General features: G+C 69.2%; 20 protein-coding genes. 12 read left to right on the forward strand and 8 right to left on the reverse strand.

What is annotated here, in order from left to right; translation table 11 throughout:
- Window positions 1-4: 4 nt before the first annotated feature.
- The 6 genes from QZ772_RS15120 (at window position 5) to QZ772_RS15145 (ending at window position 7,655) form a co-directional block, all read left to right on the forward strand.
- A complete protein-coding gene (locus QZ772_RS15120; protein ID WP_295527832.1) occupies window positions 5-2,272 on the forward strand; it encodes a N,N-dimethylformamidase beta subunit family domain-containing protein in 2,268 nt (755 codons plus the stop codon).
- The gene (locus QZ772_RS15125) at window positions 2,269-3,198 is read left to right on the forward strand and encodes a transketolase (RefSeq protein WP_295527834.1); all 930 of its coding nucleotides are present in this window, start codon (window positions 2,269-2,271) and stop codon (window positions 3,196-3,198) included. The genes QZ772_RS15120 and QZ772_RS15125 overlap by 4 nt, the downstream gene beginning before the upstream one ends.
- On the forward strand, window positions 3,191-4,249 hold the full coding sequence (locus QZ772_RS15130; protein ID WP_295527836.1) for a transketolase C-terminal domain-containing protein: 1,059 nt from the start codon (window positions 3,191-3,193) through the stop codon (window positions 4,247-4,249). The genes QZ772_RS15125 and QZ772_RS15130 overlap by 8 nt, the downstream gene beginning before the upstream one ends.
- Entirely contained in the window at window positions 4,246-5,052 is an 807-nt protein-coding gene (locus tag QZ772_RS15135) for a shikimate dehydrogenase (RefSeq protein WP_295527838.1), read from the forward strand. Before QZ772_RS15130 ends, QZ772_RS15135 begins: the two co-directional genes overlap by 4 nt.
- 329 nt (window positions 5,053-5,381) lie before the next feature.
- Window positions 5,382-5,903 (forward strand): hypothetical protein, encoded by a 522-nt coding sequence (locus QZ772_RS15140; RefSeq protein ID WP_295527840.1) that lies wholly within the window; start codon window positions 5,382-5,384, stop codon window positions 5,901-5,903.
- 18 nt (window positions 5,904-5,921) lie between these two features.
- A complete protein-coding gene (locus tag QZ772_RS15145; RefSeq protein WP_295527842.1) occupies window positions 5,922-7,655 on the forward strand; it encodes an ion transporter in 1,734 nt (577 codons plus the stop codon).
- A 26-nt stretch (window positions 7,656-7,681) separates the two neighbouring features.
- On the opposite strand, the gene QZ772_RS15150 is transcribed toward QZ772_RS15145, so the two are convergent.
- The 6 genes from QZ772_RS15150 to vapB all read right to left on the reverse strand — a co-directional run bounded on the left by QZ772_RS15150 (window position 7,682) and on the right by vapB (window position 11,688).
- Window positions 7,682-8,377 (reverse strand): SDR family oxidoreductase, encoded by a 696-nt coding sequence (locus tag QZ772_RS15150; RefSeq protein WP_295527844.1) that lies wholly within the window; start codon window positions 8,375-8,377, stop codon window positions 7,682-7,684.
- A 10-nt stretch (window positions 8,378-8,387) separates the two neighbouring features.
- The gene (gene phhA / locus QZ772_RS15155) at window positions 8,388-9,290 is read right to left on the reverse strand and encodes a phenylalanine 4-monooxygenase (protein ID WP_295527846.1); all 903 of its coding nucleotides are present in this window, start codon (window positions 9,288-9,290) and stop codon (window positions 8,388-8,390) included.
- 9 nt (window positions 9,291-9,299) lie between these two features.
- Complete coding sequence (locus QZ772_RS15160) at window positions 9,300-9,635, reverse strand: 4a-hydroxytetrahydrobiopterin dehydratase (RefSeq protein ID WP_295527851.1); 336 nt, start codon at window positions 9,633-9,635, stop codon at window positions 9,300-9,302.
- On the reverse strand, window positions 9,632-10,741 hold the full coding sequence (hppD, locus tag QZ772_RS15165) for a 4-hydroxyphenylpyruvate dioxygenase (RefSeq protein ID WP_295527854.1): 1,110 nt from the start codon (window positions 10,739-10,741) through the stop codon (window positions 9,632-9,634). Before hppD ends, QZ772_RS15160 begins: the two co-directional genes overlap by 4 nt.
- A gap of 303 nt (window positions 10,742-11,044) precedes the next feature.
- On the reverse strand, window positions 11,045-11,455 hold the full coding sequence (locus QZ772_RS15170; RefSeq protein ID WP_295527856.1) for a type II toxin-antitoxin system VapC family toxin: 411 nt from the start codon (window positions 11,453-11,455) through the stop codon (window positions 11,045-11,047).
- Window positions 11,455-11,688 (reverse strand): type II toxin-antitoxin system VapB family antitoxin, encoded by a 234-nt coding sequence (gene vapB / locus QZ772_RS15175; protein WP_295527858.1) that lies wholly within the window; start codon window positions 11,686-11,688, stop codon window positions 11,455-11,457. Before vapB ends, QZ772_RS15170 begins: the two co-directional genes overlap by 1 nt.
- Here vapB and QZ772_RS25515 point away from each other — a divergent pair.
- Together QZ772_RS25515 and QZ772_RS15185 are read left to right on the forward strand one after the other, a co-directional pair.
- Window positions 11,681-11,983, forward strand: a complete 303-nt coding sequence (locus QZ772_RS25515; protein ID WP_366510604.1) for a hypothetical protein — start codon at window positions 11,681-11,683, stop codon at window positions 11,981-11,983. The genes vapB and QZ772_RS25515 overlap by 8 nt on opposite strands.
- A complete protein-coding gene (locus QZ772_RS15185) occupies window positions 11,980-12,585 on the forward strand; it encodes a glutathione S-transferase (RefSeq protein ID WP_295527860.1) in 606 nt (201 codons plus the stop codon). The genes QZ772_RS25515 and QZ772_RS15185 overlap by 4 nt, the downstream gene beginning before the upstream one ends.
- A 37-nt stretch (window positions 12,586-12,622) precedes the next feature.
- On the opposite strand, the gene QZ772_RS15190 is transcribed toward QZ772_RS15185, so the two are convergent.
- Both QZ772_RS15190 and QZ772_RS15195 read right to left on the reverse strand, forming a co-directional pair.
- Window positions 12,623-12,970: a DUF3140 domain-containing protein gene (locus tag QZ772_RS15190; RefSeq protein ID WP_295527864.1), complete on the reverse strand. Its 348-nt coding sequence runs from the start codon at window positions 12,968-12,970 to the stop codon at window positions 12,623-12,625.
- 4 nt (window positions 12,971-12,974) lie between these two features.
- Window positions 12,975-13,184, reverse strand: coding sequence for a DUF2945 domain-containing protein (locus QZ772_RS15195; protein ID WP_114803656.1), 210 nt, complete (start codon window positions 13,182-13,184; stop codon window positions 12,975-12,977).
- A gap of 125 nt (window positions 13,185-13,309) precedes the next feature.
- On the opposite strand from QZ772_RS15195, the gene QZ772_RS15200 reads away from it, so the two are divergent.
- The 4 genes from QZ772_RS15200 to QZ772_RS15215 all read left to right on the forward strand — a co-directional run bounded on the left by QZ772_RS15200 (window position 13,310) and on the right by QZ772_RS15215 (window position 17,484).
- The gene (locus QZ772_RS15200) at window positions 13,310-13,969 is read left to right on the forward strand and encodes a DUF1345 domain-containing protein (protein WP_295527867.1); all 660 of its coding nucleotides are present in this window, start codon (window positions 13,310-13,312) and stop codon (window positions 13,967-13,969) included.
- Window positions 13,970-14,384: 415 nt separating this feature from the next.
- Window positions 14,385-15,545, forward strand: coding sequence for a prolyl oligopeptidase family serine peptidase (locus tag QZ772_RS15205; RefSeq protein WP_295527869.1), 1,161 nt, complete (start codon window positions 14,385-14,387; stop codon window positions 15,543-15,545).
- 20 nt (window positions 15,546-15,565) lie between these two features.
- Window positions 15,566-16,552: a tripartite tricarboxylate transporter substrate binding protein gene (locus QZ772_RS15210; protein WP_295527871.1), complete on the forward strand. Its 987-nt coding sequence runs from the start codon at window positions 15,566-15,568 to the stop codon at window positions 16,550-16,552.
- On the forward strand, window positions 16,552-17,484 hold the full coding sequence (locus tag QZ772_RS15215; RefSeq protein WP_295527873.1) for a glyoxylate/hydroxypyruvate reductase A: 933 nt from the start codon (window positions 16,552-16,554) through the stop codon (window positions 17,482-17,484). The genes QZ772_RS15210 and QZ772_RS15215 overlap by 1 nt, the downstream gene beginning before the upstream one ends.
- The last annotated feature ends 13 nt before the right edge of the window (window positions 17,485-17,497 follow it).

Consider the following 17,497-nt stretch of genomic DNA (forward strand, 5'->3'; position numbering starts at 1 on the left):
CACCATGACCTTTCCCATCGAGACCAACGCCTTCGTCGGCTACCCCGACCAACTCAGCGTGCGCGCGGGCGATCGCATCCGCTTCCACCTCAGCAGCGCGCAGCAGACACAGGCCGACGTGAAGTTCGTGCGCGTGCGCTGCGCCGACGCCGACGCCACCGGCCCGGGCATCAAGTACCAGGAGATGGCGTCGCCGATCGACGGCCTGCATGCGGTGGTGCACCGCGAGGTGCCCTGCGGCTCCTTCCTGCATGTGCCGGAAGATCCGCGTCTGGCGCCCGCCGGGACCTTCACCTTCGGCGCCTACATCTGGCCCACCCGCCTGACCGACACGCCGCAGACCGTGATGGCACGCTGGTGCGACGACACGGGCCGGGGCTATGCGCTGCAGGTGAGCCGCGCCGGCGTGGGCCTGCGCGTGGGCAGCGATGCGGGCGTCGCCGAACTGGGGACGGGCGTGGCGCTGGAGCAGCGGCGCTGGTACTGGGTGCAGGCCAGCCTGGACCCGGCCACGGGCGAGATGCACGTGCTGCAGTGCCGCCTGGCCGAGGGCGTGCTGCCCGAGCAGCGCCACGAGGCGCGCCGCACGGCACCCGGTCCATGGCAGATCGACGCCCAATGCGGGTTGACGGCGGGCGCACATCTGCGCACTCGCACGGAGGTCCGCTGCGCGGGCCACTACGACGGCAAGATCGAAGGTCCGCGGATCGTGTTGGGAATCATGGAGGCCGACGCGCTGCGCCGCTGGGACGAGGCGCCCCGGCCCGGCCAGGCCGATGCGCAGCTGGTGGCCTGCTGGGACTTCTCGCAGGGCATCGAGACGCTGGACGTGCCGGACATCTCGGCCAACCGCCTTCACGGCCGCCTGCACCAGCTGCCCTGCCGCGCCATGACCGGCGTGCGCTGGACGGGCGATGTGCACGACTGGCGCGCCGCGCCGCAGCAGTACGGCGCCATCCATTTCCACAGCGACGACATCTACGACTGCGAATGGCCCGCCACGCTGGAGCTCGACGTGCCGCGTAGCTGGAAGTCCGGCTTCTATGCCCTGCGCCTGCGCCCGCCGGGCGAGGGCGGGGCGCGCGCCGCGGACGATGCCGAGACCTTCATCACCTTCTTCATCACGCCCGCGGCCGATGCGGTGCGAGCCCCGCTGGCGGTGCTGGCGGCCAGCATGACCTACATGGCCTATGCCAACAGTGCGCTGCGGCTGCATGCCGTGCACTTCGAGGTGCTGACCGAGCGGCTGCTGATGCTGACCGGCGACGACGTCTACCTGCAGGAGCATCCGGAGGTCGGTCAGTCCACCTACGACCACCACATCGACGGCAGCGGCCGCGCCTACAGCTCCTGGCTACGGCCGGTGCTGAACATGCGGCCGCGCTCCACGCCCGGCAACCTGGCCATCGACAGCCACTTCCTGGACTGGCTGGAAGAGAAGGGCATCGACTACGACGTCATCACCGACGTCGAACTGGACCGCCAGGGGCCCGGCGCGCTGGCGGGGTACCGCACGCTCGCCACGCTGTCGCATCCCGAGTACTACAGCGAGGCCATGATGAACGGCATCATGGCCTTCCAGAACGCGGGCGGCCGGCACCTGGCCCTGGGCGCCAACGGCTTCTACTGGCGCTGCGCCTTCCATCCGCAGGCGCCCGCCGCGGTGGAAGTGCGCCGCGGCATGGCCGGCACCCGCACCTGGGAATCGCAGCCCGGCGAGGTGCACCTGGCCGGCACCGGCGAGCCCGGGGCGCTGTGGCGCCACAGCGGCTTCGCGCCGCAGAAGCTGATCGGCGTGGGCTTCGCGGCCATGGTCTACGACCATGCCGGCTACTACCTGCTGACGCCCGACGCGGCCAACCCGCGGGTGGCCTTTGCGGTCGAAGGCATCGCGCCCGGCGAGCGCATCGGCGACTACGGCGTGCGCATCGGGGGGGCCGTAGGCATCGAGATCGACCGCTTCGACGTCGGCCTGGGCTCCCCGCCTTATGCGGTGATGCTGGCCACCTCGCACGGCCTCGGGCCGGGCGCGCTGCCCACGCCCGAGGAATACCGCACCACGGTGCACGGCCTGGACGGCGAGCAGAACGCGCTGGTGCGGGCGGACATGGTGTTCTTCGAGACGGCCAACGGCGGCGCGGTCTTCGCGACGGGCTCAATCTCGTACGTGCTCTCGCTCAGCCACAACGGCTACGACAACAACATCAGCCGCATCACGGGCAATGTGCTGCAGCGCTTCTTGGACCCGACGCCCTTCGAGGTGCCGGTATGAGCGCCGGCTCCGTCCTGGCGGAGGGCGTCCATGACGCCGGTGACGCCGCACCACGCCCTGTGGCGGCCGGTGTCGATCCGCGCTGGCAGGCGGCAGGCCGCCTGGCCCTGCCGACCTCCGAGCTGCGCGAGGTGGCCCGCATGCTGCGCCGCCAGGTGGTACAGCTGGTGCGCCGCCACGGTCAGGGCTATGTGCAGCAGGGCCTGGGTGCCGCCGAGCTGTTCGCCAGCCTCTACTTCCACGAGGCGGCCATCGATCCGGCCGACCCGCGTTGGTCGCGGCGCGACCGCTGCATCCTCTCGACCGCCCACAACTCGGCGCTCTTCCATGCGGCATTGGCGCTGCGCGGGATGATTCCCGAGGCCGATCTGGCCGGCTACGTCGTGGACGGCTCCGTGCTGGAGATCAATGTCTCCGAGCGCCTGGGGCCGGTGGTCGAAGGCACCTTCGGCTCGCTCGGGCAGGGCGTCTCGGCCGCGGCCGGCATGGCGCTGGCCTCGCGCATCTCGGGCGTGGACTATCGGGTCAACGTCATCCTCGGCGACGGTGAACTCGAAGAGGGCCAAGTGTGGGAGGCTGCGATGTTCGCGGGCTCGCAGAAGCTGGGCAACCTCTGCGTGATCCTCGACCTGAACTGGATGCAGGTGGAGGGCCACACCGACCAGGTGCTGAAGCTCTCGCCCATCGCCGACAAGTGGCGGGCCTTCGGCTGGCAGGCCGTCGAGGTCGATGGCCATGACCTGGATGCCCTGGTCGCGGCCTTCGGCCTGGCCCGGGCCAACCGGGCGCAGCCCACCATCCTCATCGCCACCACCGTGCCGGGCAAGGGCGTGCGTGCGCTGGAGGGGGTGATCAGTCACAACGCCAAGCTGCCCGCCGATCTGGCCGATGCGGCCCTGGCCGAACTGGAGGCCAGCCATGCGTGACGCCACTCTTTCTCCTTTGTCGCAACCGGATGCGGTCGTGGTCGACGACTTCACCCAGGGCGGCGCGCATGCGGTCGCGCCGGCGCCGGGCGCAGCAGCTGCCAGCCAGGGCGCCGTGCCCCGCTACTACGGCGAGACGCTGCTGGCGCTGGCACGCGAACGCGGTCACATCGTGGCACTGTCCGCCGACCTGAGCAGTTCCACCGAGACCGACCTGTTCCGCGACGCGCTGCCGGAGCGCTTCATCAACGCCGGCATCGCCGAGGCCAACATGGTCGGCGTGGCGGGCGGACTGGCACGCAGCGGCATGCAGGCCTGGGTCCACACCTTCTGCGTCTTCGCCACGCGGCGGCCCTACGACCAGGTGGCCATGCAGGTGGCCTACCCCAAGGCCGACGTGAAGATCGTGGGCTTCCTGCCCGGGCTCGCCACCATCCTCGGCGTGAGCCACCAGGCCATCGACGACGTGGCGCTGATGCGGGCCCTGCCGAACATGACGGTGATCGAGCCCGCGGGCCCGGCGCAGGTGCCCGCCGCCGTGCGAGCGGCGGCCGACCACAAGGGGCCCGTCTACCTGCGCCTGCTGCGCGCCAGCCAGGCCTTGTCCGCGGGCACGCCCTGGATGCCGCTGCGCATCGGCGAGATCCAGCCGCTGGAAGCCGCCGAAGGCGAGGTGCTGCTGATCGCCAGCGGCCTGATGGTCGAGGTGGCGCTGGCCGCCGCGGCCCCCCTGCGGGCCCAGGGACTGGGCGTGGCCGTGGCCAACGCCCACACGCTCAAGCCCTTCGACGACGACTTCGTGCGTGCACAGGCCCGCCAGCGCCGGCTGATCGTCACGCTGGAGAACCATTCGGTGATCGGCGGACTGGGCTCGGCCGTCGCCGAGGCGCTGGCCGAAGCCGGGGGCGGCGCGCGCCTGCTGCGTCTGGGCGTGCGCGACCGGTTCGCGCAGGGCGCCTCGATGCCCTGGCTGTTCGAGCGCCATGGCCTCACGCCGCCGGCGGTGGCCGAGGCGGTCGGCCGCGCGCTGGCCGCGGGAGACGCGCGTTGAGCGCCGCCCTTCGCATCACCGGCCGGACGGGCATCCTGTTCATCCTGGCCAATCCGGTGGCGCATGTGGTCGGTTCGGACCGGCTCAACGCGCGCTTCGCGGCCGAGGGGCTGGACATGGCGGTGTCGCCGCTGCACGTGGGCCCGTCGGACCTTCCCACCGTCATCGGCACATTGCGGCTGCTGCAGAACGTGCGGGGCTTCGGCGTGACCATCCCGCACAAGATCGCGGTGATGCCGCTGCTGGATGCGGTCACGCCGCGCGCGCGCCTGATCGGCGCGGTCAACTTCGTCCGCCGGGATCCCGACGGCCGCCTCACCGGCGACAACCTCGACGGGCAGGGCTTCGTGGACGGACTGGCTGCGGGCGGCATCGGCCTGGCGGGCCGCCGCGTGCTGCAGCTGGGCGCGGGCGGCGCCGGACGGGCGGTGGCTTTTGCCGTCGCGGAGGCGGGCGCCAGCGCATTGGTCATCCACAACCGCACGGCGGCGCGCGCACAGGCGCTGGCCGAGGCGGTAGGCGCGGCCTGGCCGGGCTGTGCTGCCGCGTCGGGGCCGGACGATCCTCGCGGCTTCGACGTCGTGATCAACACCACCTCGATGGGCATGCACGAAGGCGATGCGCTGCCCCTGGATGTCGGTCGGCTCGCCGCTTCCACCGATGTGGCCGAGATCATCATGACCCCGGCGCTCACGCCATTGCTGGTCGCCGCGCAGGCCCGCGGCTGCCGCATCTCGCTCGGCACCTCGATGCTCGATGCGCAGTACGGGCTGGTGAAGCAGCTGCTGGGCATCTCCAGCTGAGCCGAACGGGTCGCGGCGCGATCGGCCTTCAACCCGTCCGCCGGCCGGGCGAGCCCCACCATGCGAGGGCGAGCGCGGGGTGAGCGCCGGTGCTCGAGGACGCCAACGAGGTGCGTGGGTGTCGTCCCATCTGGTGCACTGCACCGCTGTGGATCACGCCATGGCCGCGGCTCAGTGCGGCTCGTTGACGGGCGCGTGAATAGCCGTCGAAAAACACTGTACTGGTCAACGAATGTTCTGGCGCACGCTTTGCTGCCCTTGCAGCTTTCGCGTCCCGCACCCCTGTCGTGCCAGAACACCTCCCGCTTCCTTCTTTCCCCTCCAAGGCCATGCGCCTGGGTGGCGACGGCATCTTCTTCATGCTGGCGCTGGCCGCCATGGTCTTCATGGGTTCCGCCGCCGCGCGTACCTGGCGTCACGCCACGCTGACGGAGCGGAGCAAGTCGCAGGCGGAGCAGCTGTCGCACTGGATGGCCGCGGCACACGCGGCGGGCCGCGGGCAGGACTTCCTGCCGCAGGCCTGCGCCGCGCCGCAGCCGCTCGCGGAGACATCGCCGCGCTGGGGCGCCTGTGCCCAGGCATTGATGGCAGACGCCGGGCCCTTGGGGGCCATGCGCAACGCCTTCACCGGTGCGCCGCTGCAGCTCATCGACAAGTGCAAGCCTGGCCAGGCTGCCACGGTAGGGCAGCTGGTGCTTGAGAAGCTGATGCCACCCGTTCCCGGCACGTCCACGCCTGCGGCGGCGGTGCCGTTGGTGGAGGGCGACGCCCTGGCGCCGGCCTTGGCCTTGCGCCTGCAGGTCTGCGATGCCGCGGGCTACGCCATCCATGTGGCCGACCTCGACTTCTAGAAGCCGACGCACGAGGCCATGTCCATGTTGCCGATGAACGGCGAATCGCCGACCCCACGCTCCTACCGGCATGCGGCCCGCGGCCCGGTGCCGGCCATCGTCGGTGACCGGGCCCTGCACGAAGCGGCCGCCCTGAATCCGCGGCAGAGGCTGCGGCGGCTGCTGTGGGCCAGCCTGCTCGATCCGGGCAATGCCAGCAACTGGCAGCGCGTCTTCGACCGCGCGGTGGCCTGGACCATCGGCGCGAACCTGGTCGTGGCCCTGCTGGAGGCGGCGGCGGCCCTGCCCGAATCGGCCCGGCACTGGCTGCACCTGTTCGATGCGGTGTCGCTCGCCGTGTTCATCCTCGAGTACGGGCTGAGGCTCTATACGGCCCCCGAAGATCCGGCATTCGCGGCGGCGCCGCGTCCGCGTCTGGCCTTCTTCAGCAGTCCCTATGCACTGCTGGACCTGATCGCCATCCTGCCCAGCCTGCTGCATGCCTTCGTGCCCATCGATCTGCGCGTGCTGCGGGTCTTCCGGCTGTTGCGGATCCTGAAGCTGTTCCGCTTCCTCGTGCCGGCGGTCAACGAGTTCAACCAGCTCAATGCCGGCCGCAGCCTGCGGCAGCGGGTCCATGCGCTGGTCTTTGCCAGTCCGTACAGCGGCAAGCTGCACGGCTACTTCGACTTCGTGATCGCCGCCTGCGTGCTGGTGTCCGTGGTGGCCGTGATCCTGGAGTCGGTGCACTGGATCCAGTACCGCTTCCACCTGGAACTCGTGGTGGTCGACATCGTGGTGGTGTCGGTGTTCACGCTGGAGTTCTGGCTGCGGCTGTACGGCTGCGTCGAGGAGCCGGGCTACGAAGGGCCGCTGCTGGGTCGCCTGCGCCAGGCCCGCAGCCCGGGCATGCTGATCGACCTGCTGGCGATCCTGCCCTTCTTCGTGGAGGCGTTCTTCAACTATGTGCTGGATCTGCGCTTCCTGCGTGTGTTCCGCCTGTTGCGTCTGCTCAAGCTCACGCGCTACACCGACGCGACGCGCACGCTGGCCAAGGTGATCGGCCGCGAATGGCCGGTCATGGCGGCCGCGGCCTTCATCATGGGGCTGCTGGTCATCCTCACGGCGAGCCTGGGCTACGTCTTCGAGCATGACGCCCAGCCCGACAAGTTCGAGAACATCCCGCAGTCGATCTACTGGGCGGTGATCACCCTGGCCTCGGTCGGCTATGGCGACATCACGCCGGTGACGCCGGCCGGCCGTACCGTGACCATCGTGCTGGCGCTGATCGGCATCGGCATCTTCGCCATTCCGGCGGCCCTGCTGTCCTCGGCGTTCTCCGACCAGCTGCACAAGGAGCGGGACGCGCTGCGTCAGGAGCTGTTCGACATGCTGGCCGACGGAAAGCTGTCGGAGGAAGAGGCCGAGATCGTCAACCGCGAGGCCAAGCGCCTGCACCTGTCGGCGGAAGACGTGGAGGTGCTGATGCAGGAGGCCCGGCGGGCGCGGGAGATCGCCACCGATCTGTCGAAGCTGCCGCTGCACGTCATTGCCGCGGACACCGACCATGCCATCGAGCACTTCAAGTCCTTGCTGTGCGACATCCGCAAGCTCTCGCTGATGACCGACTGCGCGAAGTTCGCCCACGTCGCCCGCGTGGCCGGGCGGCTCACCGATGCGGAGTGGCAGGCCTGGGAGTGCATTCGCGGGCCGTCGGCGTCCGTGCAGGCGGCGGACGCAGCGGCAGTCCAGGACAGCAGCAAGCGGTCGTAGGGCCGTGCCAGCGGGCCCGGACGCCGCTACACGCGTCCGCTCACCGGGATCGCCGCGCCATGGATGGCGCGCGCCGCGTCCGAGGCCAGGAAGGCGATCACATCGGCCAGGGCCTGTGGCGCCACCCAGCGTGCGAAGTCGGCATCGGGCATGGACTGGCGGTTGTCCGGCGTGTCGATGATCGAGGGCAGCACGCAGTTGACGCGGATGCCCTGGTCCTTCAGTTCCGCCGACATCGACTCGGTCAGGCGGACCAGCGCGCTCTTGGCCGCGCTGTAGGCGCCCATCTGCGCACCGCCGCGCGCGGCGGCGCCCGCGCCCACGGTCACGATCTGGCCGCCGCCCTGCTTGAGCAGCAGCGGCACGGTGGCCGCGGCCACATGCAGCAGCGAGCGGGCGTTCAGGTCCATCAGGAAGTCCCAGGTCGCGGCGCTGGTCTCGTGCACCGCTTCGCCCATGCGGAAGCCGCCGGCGATGTGGCAGACGGTGTGCAGGCCGCCCATGCGCGCCACGGCTTCGCCGATGCGCTGCGCGACCTGTTGTCGATCGGCCAGGTCGACCGTCACGTTCAGCACGGCGTCGCCATCGGGCAGGGCGCCGCTCTGGCGGTCCAGCAGGATGAGCCTGGCGCCCCGGTCCTGGAATGTCTGCGCCACGGCGCGGCCGAGCTGGCCGGAGGCGCCGGTGATCAGCACCACCCGCTGCGCGTTCTGTGCATTCATGGATGTGCCTTCAAACCTTGGGTGCGGAACGACGCGCCGCGTGGTAGCGGCCCGTGCCGCGGGTGAGGACCGCGTCGGTGGCCAGCACGTCGCCCGGCTCGTGCTCTGGCGCACCGGCCAGACGCTGATAGAGCGGCGCAAAGTCGATGCGGGCCAGCTCCAGCAGTTCGTCCAGGTGACCCAGCACGAAGTAGGTCTCCTGGAAGTCGTCGATGCGGTAGTGCGTCTGCATCACCCGCGCCAGCTCGAAGCGGATGCGGTTGGGCGAGTCGTCCTCGACGGCGAAGCGGGTCTCGCTGGCGGACGAGGCGATGCCGGCGCCATAGATGCGCAGGCCGTCGCTCTGCTGCACCAGGCCGAACTCCACCGTGTACCAGTAGACCCGGGCCAGCTTCTCCAGCATGCCCAGGCGGTTGGCCTTGAGGCCGCCTTCGCCGTAGGCCTGGATGTAGTCGGCGATGACCGGGTTCATCAGCATGGGCACATGGCCGAACACGTCGTGGAAGACGTCGGGCTCTTCCAGGTAGTCCAGCTCATGCGGCTTGCGGATGAACTGGCCGGCCGGAAAGCGGCGGTTGGCCAGGTGCTCGAAGAACACGTCGTCGGGCACCAGGCCCGGCACGGCCACCACCTCCCAGCCAGTGCGTGCGCGCAGCACCCTGGACATCTGCGCGAAGTCGGGAATCTGCTCCGGGCCGATGGGCAGGTCCTGCATGCCGCGGATGAATTCGTCGCACGCGCGGCCGGGTAGCAAGCGGCTCTGGCGTTCGAAGAGCGTGCGCCACACGCCATGCTCCTCGGCGGTGTAGCGGCCCCAGTCCTGGTCGATGGTCCAGTCGGGCCGCGCAGGGGCGTGTTCTGTCCCCGCCGCCAGGCCATGCTTGGCCGGCGCGGTGTCGGTGGTCTGCAGCATGGCGGGCTCCTAGGTGGAGGAGGCGGGGGCGCGGGCGCCCAGGGCGTTGGCCAGCCGGTCCATCAGGCCGGCCATCTCGATGTCCTTGGCCGAGAGGCCGTTGGCATCGTGCGTGGTCAGGGTGACCTGCACGCGGTTGTAGACGTTGAACCATTCGGGGTGGTGGTTCATGCGCTCCGCATGCAGCGCGACCTGGGCCATGAAGCCGAAGGCGGCCACGAAGTCGCCGAAGACGAATTCGCGCACGATCAGGCCGCCGCGCTCCGGTGCATGGCGCCACCGCGGCAGCGTGGCGAGCTGCGCCGCGAGCGCGTCGCCGTCGAGACGGACGGGCGCTGCGCTCACGCGGCTTCCTTCTCGGCGGCCTTGTCGTCCACCTTCAGCACGCCGCGGTTGATCTGGTCGCGCTCCAGCGACTCGAACAGGGCTTTGAAATTGCCCTCGCCGAAGCCTTCGCGGTAGTCGCCCTTGCGCTCGATGAATTCGAAGAAGACCGGGCCCAGGGTGGGCTCCGAGAAGATCTGCAGCAAGAGGCGCGGCTGGCCGCCTTCGGTGGTGCCGTCGAGCAGGATGCCGCGGGCCTGCAGCTCGCCCACGGGCTGGCCGTGACCGGGCAGGCGCTTTTCGAGGTTCTGGTAGTAGATGTCGTTGGGCGCCGTCAGCAGCGGCACCCCGGCCATCTGCAGGCGGTCGATGGAGTCGAGCAGGTTGTCCGTCAGCAGGGCGATGTGCTGGATGCCCTCGCCGTTGAACTGCATCAGGAACTCCTCGATCTGGCCGCCGCCCTGGCGCGACTCCTCGTTGAGCGGAATGCGCACGAGGCCATCGGGCGCGGTCATGGCCTTGGAGGTGAGGCCGGTGTATTCGCCACTGATGTCGAAGTAGCGGATCTCGCGGAAGTTGAAGAGCTTGCTGTAGAAGTCTGCCCAGTAGCTCATGCGGCCGCGGTAGACGTTGTGCGTCAGGTGGTCCACCACCTGGAAGCCATGGCCCTTGGGATGGCGGTCCACGCCCGGCAGGAACTCGAAGTCGATGTCGTAGATGGACTTGCCGTCCTCGTAGCGATCGATCAGGTACAGCGGCGCGCCGCCGATGCCCTTGATGGCCGGCAGGCGCAGCTCCATGGGACCGGTGGCGATCTCGACGGGCTGGGCGCCCTGCTCCAGGGCGCGCTTGTAGGCCAGATGCGAGTCCTTCACGCGGAAGGCGAGGCCGCAGGCGGAGGGACCATGCTCGGCGGCGAAGTAGGCGGCCGGGCTGCGCGGCTCGCGGTTGACGATGAAGTTGATGCCGCCCTGGCGGTAGAGCAGCACGTCCTTGGAGCGGTGCTTGGCCACCAGCGTGAAGCCCATCTTCTCGAACACCGGCTCCAGGACATTCGGCGTGGGCGAGGCGAACTCGACGAATTCGAAGCCGCACAGGCCCATGGGGTTGTCGAAGAGGTCGGACATATCGGCTCCAGATTCGTGGGGGTGGACGGAAAGGCTCTACTGTAGGCAGAGGGCCGCGCACTTATCCTGCAATTTCCGGAGCGATTGCGACTGGGATCAATGATTTCCTGCGAATTCGGGGGTAGAGGAGCTTTTCTGAAGCGCGATTGGTCGACGCTGTGCAGGGAAGGCGCTTGGCCGGGTCGGTGCCGCGCGGCATTCATCTGCCGATTGCGGCGCTGCGTGGGTGCCGTGCGTGGGCGGCCATTGCAAGTTGGCCTCAGCGTGGAACGCGAGGCCCCCCGCGGTGACCGACGCTGATGTTCAGCGGCGGGCGCCCACCCAGTTTTCGATCTGCAAGGCTGGCACCCGCTCGAACTCCGACACGTTGTTCGTGACCAGCACCAGCCCTTCGCTGCGGGCGTGGGCCGCGATGTGGAGATCGTTGACGCCGATGGGTTGCCCCTGCTTTTCGAGGGCCGCGCGGATCGCGCCGTAGTGCTGGGCGGCCTTGCCGCCATACGGCAGGACTTCGAGGCGGCTGCAGAAGTCCTCGACCGCCGCCAAATTCTGAAGCACCCGTTCGCTCTTTTGCGCGCCATGCAGAAGTTCTGCCATCGTGATGGACGAGATGGCCATGCGGTGCGCATTGGCATTGAAGGTCGACAGCACCTCGACCGGCCGCCGCTTTAGTACGTAGATGACGGTGTTGGTGTCCAGCAAATAGTTGAGCATCACAGCGCCTCACGCTCTGCCTGATGCTGGTCGGAGCGCTCGGCCATGAAGTCATCGCTGACGGCTGGACCTTCGAAGAAAAAGCTGTCCCAGACCTGGCCAACGGGAACGAGAATGCGTTCCGGGCCCCGGATCCTCACCTCGACCTTGTGAACCCCATCGGGCAGCCGGACATCCACGGGAAGGCGAACAGCCTGTGTTCGGTTGTTGATGAAGACGGTGCCGATGGACATGTTTGGTTCTCCCGTGGGTATATGGCAATCGTATACCGCGGGCTTCGCGCTCGTCAAAAGGCGTCATTTCAGCCGCCTCCCCATTCGCCCCAGGGCGCCGGAGAACGCCCACGCACAGGCCCTGTCGGTCGATGGCACGCCGGTGCCAAGCCTGCACGTGGACGGCAACGACATGCGCTCGCTGATGGGCGGGCAGTATCCTGCGCCCGGCATCACGCTCGGCCCGGCGCTGACCTTCGCTTGGCCGGCCGGCCAGCACCTGGCCCATACCCCACCCGTGGAGTCCCAACCATGAAGATCCTGTTCTCGCCCTTCTCCCCCTATGTGCGCAAGTGCATGGTCACTGCCCACGAACTCGGCCTGGATGGGCAGATCGAGCTGCTGCCCTCCAGTGCGCATCCGCTCCAGCGCGACCAGTCCATCATCTCCCACAACCCGCTCGGCAAGGTGCCGACCTTCTTCACCGACGACGGTCAGGTGCTCTACGACAGCCGCGTGATCTGCGAGTACCTGGATGTGCAGGCAGGCCGTCGCCTGATCCCTGCCTCCGGCGCTTCCCGCTGGACCACGCTGACCTTGCAGTCGTTGGGAGACGGCATGCTGGACGCGGCACTGCTCGCGCGCTATGAAGACGTGGCGCGGCCCGAATCAATCCGCTGGCCGGAATGGCGAGCCGCACAGCTCGACAAGATCGAAACCTCACTGGCCCACCTCGATGCCCATCCGGACCTGCTCGCCGGCCGCGTGGACCTGGGTGCGCTGACCATCGGCTGTGCGCTGTGGTACCTCGACTTGCGCTTTCCGGATCTCGGCTGGCGCGAGCGCCACTCGCCAACGGCCAGTTGGTACGAAGCCTTCCGCCAGCGTCCCAGCATGGCAGCGAGCTGGTCGTTGTGACGCAGGAGGCGGGCGGCATCGCTCCGCAGGCGGGCACTCAGTGCCGCATGGGATCGTGTCCCCAGTTCATCAGCGACTGGCGCCACGGCGTGTCGCGCACCGACCCGTCCGGGCGCTGCGCCAGGTGCCGCTTCACATAGCCCACCACTTTGCGCATGTGCGCCAGGTCCCCCGCGGTCAAGTCGTCCGTCTTCTTGTGCAGCAGTCGCACGATGCGGCGGCCGGAGCGGTGGCCCACGGACTCACCCCCTGCGCCACCCTTGAAGCCGACGGTCTTCGACGCTTCCGTCTCCAGCCACTTCTCCAACTGGGCCGGCGTCATGTTCACGGCATGCTTGAACGCACGCACGATTTCCGATGCGTCATCGCTCTTCGGCTGCGACATCGGCTCAGGCCTTCTTCAGCGCATCGGCATGGTGGATCGCCTTCTTGCCGGTCTTGCTGCTCTTGACCTCGTACTGAGGGTGGGCCGGTGAGGCCTTGGCTTCGTGCCCGGCCACATGGGCGGTATGCGTGACTTTGCGCACCACCTTGCCGGTGGTCTGCCCCTGGGAGGTATCCCACTTCACCTTGTCGCCCGTCTTGAGGCTGGATGTCATCGTGCCGCTCCTGAAGTGCTGATTGGCGCTCAAGCTATCAGCGAGGCTGCACCCTGGTGTAGGCCGGCGCGCCGAGCGCGCGGCGGGTCAGATGGGCGGCAGGCCGCGGCCGCTAAAGTGGCCGCATGCGACGGCACTTTCGACATGTCAATGGGACGCAGCGTCTGACCTATGGTGGCCTGGCCGGCGTCGCTGTCGCGGGCCTGTGCATCGCGGGCGGCATGGCCGCGCGGCCGGCCGGCCTGCTGGGCTGGTGTGCGGCGGTGGCCGCCTACCTGGGCTGGGCCGTCTGGCAGGCGCGCATCTTCGACGCGGCGCAGGTCAAGGCCCGGGCCCGATCGCTCGATCCACCGGGGCCGATCATCCTGGCCATCGTCTCGGCCGCCATCCTCAGCAGCGTGATCGCCATCGGCCTGCTGCTGCAGCAGGTCAAGCAACTGGGCGGCGTGGAGCGCGGCGCGCACATCGTGCTGGGCATGGTGGCACTGGCGGGCTCCTGGCTGATGATCCACACGGTCTACGCCTTTCACTACGCCCACCGCTACTACCGCGACGACGGCACGCCCGATGAGGGCGGGCTGGACTTTCCAGGCAAGGCCGACCCGGACTATGCCGACTTCATGTACTACGCCTTCGTCGTCGGCATGACTTCGCAGGTGTCCGACGTGCAGGTCACCACGCGCGAGATGCGGCGGCTGACGCTGATGCACAGCGTGCTGTCCTTCGGCTTCAACATGGTGGTGCTGGCGCTGTCGATCAATGTGGCGGCAGGGGTAATCCAGTAGGGCCTGCGCCTGATCGAAGGCAGCTTTCATCGGACAAGCATGAAGCTGCCGTCCGCAGAGACCGAGACAGCCCACTTGCGCCACTGAGCGCGGCAGGGATGCGCGCATGCATCGCCGGCGGTGATGCGAACCATCGTCAGATTCCATTGGTCCCGCCCTGGCCGCACTCCTATGCTGGGTGTTGCTCACTGAGGCGTCACCCGGCGTCGCCGATGGGCCAACGACAGCACGGCACGCACGACGCTGATCGGACAAGGAGACAAGAAGACCGAGACATCCATTGCTGCCCTCCTCCGGGAGGCTGAACCCCACCCCCAGCCGGCCGACGGCTTCAGATCCGCCCCTCACCGTCCCGGACCCGCGCGGTCCCTCCGGGTGGCAGGCGTGCGTCCGCAATCTTCAAAAAAACGAGACGATGTTCGAATACTTTCCCGACAACTACGCCTGGAGCCTGGCGGTGATGATGGCCGAGACCTGTGGTGGCGCCATCGGCGAGATCGACGAAGCGTGCAGGCCGCTGCGCCCGCTGGCCTCGGTCAAAGGCGAGGCGTCGTCGCTCGCATGGACACAGAGCTGGCTGCGCGTCGCCGACCGTGTCTCCGAACATGCCCAGGTCGATCTGCGCGCCGGTCGTGCCTTCAGCGCCGGACGCAAGCTGCAGCGCGCCTGCACCTACTACATGATGGCCGAGCGCCAGATGCGCCACGCCGACCCGCAGCGCATGCCGGTCTACCACCGCATGCTCGACAGCTTCGCGGGCTGGCAGGCCACGCTGGAGCAGCCCGTGGAGCGCTGCGCCGTGCCCTACGAAGGCAGCACGCTGCCGGCGCTGTTCGTGCGCGCCGGAGACGGGCGGGGCCCGTGCATGGTGATGTTCGACGGCTTCGACATCATGAAGGAGACGATCTGCCTGATGCAGATCCACGAGGAGTTCCGCCGCCGCGGCATCTCGATGCTGATCGTGGACCATCCGGGCGTGGGCGAGGCATTGCGCGTGCAGGGCCTGCTCGGCATGCCCGAGACCGAGCGTCCGGCACGTGCGAGCCTGGAATATCTGCTGGGTCGCGATGACGTCGACCCTGCGCGCATCGGCATCATTGCGCCATCGGCGGGCGGCTACCACGCCGTGCGTTCGGCCGCGCTGGAGCCGCGCTTCGCCTGCTGTGTGGCCTGGACCGGCGTGTGGGACTGGGGCTCGCTCTTCGAGAAGCGCCTGAAGGGCCAGCTTGCGCAGGCGGTGCACTTCCATCTGGAACATGCCGAGTGGGTGTACGGCGCGCAGGGCGTCGAGGACGTCGTCGCGAAGATGGCGCCCATGCACCTGGGCGGCATCGCCGAGCGCATCCGCTGCCCGCTGCTCATCACGCACGGCGGCAACGACCGTCAGACGCCGGTGACCGAGGCGCACCAGGTCTACGCCGCCGCCGTCCACAGCGCGCGGCGCGAACTGCGGGTCTTCACCGCAGAAGAAGGCGGCTGCGAGCACTGCCACGTCGACAACCAGGCGCCTGCCACCGACTACATGGCCGATTGGGTGGCCGAGGTGCTGGGCGGACACACCGCGCCCGCTCGATGACCGCCACGAGGAGACAGCCCATGCCCACCTCCATCCCACGCCGCCGCGTGTTGACGGCGGCCGCCGCCGGTGCCGCCTCACTCGCCTTCGGGGCCTCGGCCCAGAGCGGCTATCCCGACCGGCCCATCAAGCTGATCGTGCCCTTCGCCCCGGGTGGCGCCACGGACATCACCGCCCGTATGGTGGCCGACCGGCTGCGCATCGAGCTCGGCCAGCCCGTCGTCATGGACAACCGCCCCGGTGCCACCGGCACCATCGGCACTCAGGCGGCGATGCGCTCGCCCGCCGATGGCTACACGCTGATGTTCACGACCTCGACCAACCAGGTGATCGCGCCGCTCCTGCTGGAGAAGCCGCCCTACGACGGTGCGCGCGACTTCGCGCCGATCACGCTGCTGATCCACTATCTGGGCGTGTTGATGGTGAGCACCTCGGTGCCGGGCAAGACCCTGGCCGACTTCATGGCCTACGCCAAGCAGCGGCCCGGAAAGCTGAACTACGCCTCTTCCGGCGTGGGCAGCACCAACCACCTGCTGGGCGAGCTGTTCAAGAGCCGCACGGGGCTGGATCTGGTGCATGTGCCCTACAAGGGCTCTGCCGCCGCGGTGCAGGCCCTGGCGGCGGACGAGGTGCAGATGTACTTCGACACCGTGCCCAATGCCCAGATCTGGATGAAGCAGGGCAAGGTGAAGGTGCTGGCGCTGAGCAGCGACGCCCGCTCGAGCCTGATGCCCGGGGTGCCCACGCTGGTGGAACTGGGCGTGCTCGATGCCGGCGCGGACTACTGGATGGCGCTGATGGCCCCTCTCGGCACGCCCGCGCCCATCATCGCCCGCGTGCGCGAAGCGGCGGCCAAGGGGATGGCCTCGGCCGAGATGCAGCAGTTCGCGGCCAACGGGGGCGGCGAGATCAGCACCGGCACCCCCGAGCAGTTGGCCAAGCTGCTGGTCGACGAGCAGCGACGCTGGGGCGAGGTGATCCGCCGGAACAACATCCGCGCCGAGTGATGGCGCTGCTGGTGCATGCGGGGCCCGTGCCCCTGCCGGCGCTGCGCGTCGCCGTGCAGGCGCACTGCGGCGACGAGTTGCCCGTGCGCATCTGGCCCGACGTGGGAGATGCGACGGAGATCGAGTTCGCGCTCGTCTCGCGCATCCCGCACGGCGCGCTGCAGGCGCTGCCTCGGCTTCGCCTCGTGGGCTCGCTGCACGCCGGCGTGGACCACCTGCTGCGCGACGGCGGCATTCCCGCCGGGGTGCCGCTGACGCGCCCGGTCCCCCAGGGCGGCGATGTGCTCATGAACGAGTACGTGTTGACCCAGGTGCTGCAGCTGCATCGCGAGCTGCCGGCCTATGCGCAGGACCAGCGCGCGCGGCGTTGGTGCAAGCGGGCGCCGCTGCCCCTGCGCGCGCGTCGCGTCGGCTTCCTCGGTTTCGGTGCGATGGCGGCACCCGCGGCACGCCTGCTGCGGCAGGTGGGCTTCGATGTGGCCGCGTGGGCACGCCGGGGCCGGTCGGAGGACGGCATCCAGGTCTTCGAAGGCGCCGCGGGCCTGCAGGCGCTGCTGGCCCGCTCGCAGATCCTGGTCAATCTGCTGCCGCTGACGCCCGACACCGAGAACCTGATCGACGCGCGCCTGCTGTCCCAACTGCCGGCGGGCGCCTCGCTGCTGAACGTGGGACGCGGCGAGCATGTGGTGGACGCCGACCTGCTGGCCGCGCTGGACAGCGGTCACCTCGCCGCCGCGGTGCTGGACGTCTTCCGGCATGAGCCGCTGCCACCCGAAAGTCCGTTCTGGCAGCACCCGCGCGTGGTCGTGACCCCGCATGCCTGCCGCAGCGTGGACATCGGGGCCGTGGTGGCACAGTTCGCCGAAGAGGTCGCGCGTGTGCGCGCAGGCCTGGCGCCGCTGCGTGCGGTGGACCGCGGCGCCGGCTATTGATGCTGGCCGCGGG

This window comes from uncultured Pseudacidovorax sp., from assembly GCF_913773995.1.
Classification (GTDB): domain Bacteria; phylum Pseudomonadota; class Gammaproteobacteria; order Burkholderiales; family Burkholderiaceae_C; genus Xenophilus.

Coding starts and splice junctions, on each gene's coding strand:
- QZ772_RS15120 (WP_295527832.1), top strand. CDS start 5: ATGACCTTTCCCATCGAGACCAACGCCTTCGTCGGCTACCCCGACCAA.
- QZ772_RS15125 (WP_295527834.1), top strand. CDS start 2,269: ATGAGCGCCGGCTCCGTCCTGGCGGAGGGCGTCCATGACGCCGGTGAC.
- QZ772_RS15130 (WP_295527836.1), top strand. CDS start 3,191: ATGCGTGACGCCACTCTTTCTCCTTTGTCGCAACCGGATGCGGTCGTG.
- QZ772_RS15140 (WP_295527840.1), top strand. CDS start 5,382: ATGCGCCTGGGTGGCGACGGCATCTTCTTCATGCTGGCGCTGGCCGCC.
- QZ772_RS15145 (WP_295527842.1), top strand. CDS start 5,922: ATGTCCATGTTGCCGATGAACGGCGAATCGCCGACCCCACGCTCCTAC.
- QZ772_RS15150 (WP_295527844.1), bottom strand. CDS start 8,377: ATGAATGCACAGAACGCGCAGCGGGTGGTGCTGATCACCGGCGCCTCC.
- phhA (WP_295527846.1), bottom strand. CDS start 9,290: ATGCTGCAGACCACCGACACCGCGCCGGCCAAGCATGGCCTGGCGGCG.
- hppD (WP_295527854.1), bottom strand. CDS start 10,741: ATGTCCGACCTCTTCGACAACCCCATGGGCCTGTGCGGCTTCGAATTC.
- QZ772_RS15170 (WP_295527856.1), bottom strand. CDS start 11,455: ATGCTCAACTATTTGCTGGACACCAACACCGTCATCTACGTACTAAAG.
- QZ772_RS25515 (WP_366510604.1), top strand. CDS start 11,681: ATGGACATGTTTGGTTCTCCCGTGGGTATATGGCAATCGTATACCGCG.
- vapB (WP_295527858.1), bottom strand. CDS start 11,688: ATGTCCATCGGCACCGTCTTCATCAACAACCGAACACAGGCTGTTCGC.
- QZ772_RS15185 (WP_295527860.1), top strand. CDS start 11,980: ATGAAGATCCTGTTCTCGCCCTTCTCCCCCTATGTGCGCAAGTGCATG.
- QZ772_RS15190 (WP_295527864.1), bottom strand. CDS start 12,970: ATGTCGCAGCCGAAGAGCGATGACGCATCGGAAATCGTGCGTGCGTTC.
- QZ772_RS15195 (WP_114803656.1), bottom strand. CDS start 13,184: ATGACATCCAGCCTCAAGACGGGCGACAAGGTGAAGTGGGATACCTCC.
- QZ772_RS15200 (WP_295527867.1), top strand. CDS start 13,310: ATGCGACGGCACTTTCGACATGTCAATGGGACGCAGCGTCTGACCTAT.
- QZ772_RS15205 (WP_295527869.1), top strand. CDS start 14,385: ATGTTCGAATACTTTCCCGACAACTACGCCTGGAGCCTGGCGGTGATG.
- QZ772_RS15210 (WP_295527871.1), top strand. CDS start 15,566: ATGCCCACCTCCATCCCACGCCGCCGCGTGTTGACGGCGGCCGCCGCC.
- QZ772_RS15215 (WP_295527873.1), top strand. CDS start 16,552: ATGGCGCTGCTGGTGCATGCGGGGCCCGTGCCCCTGCCGGCGCTGCGC.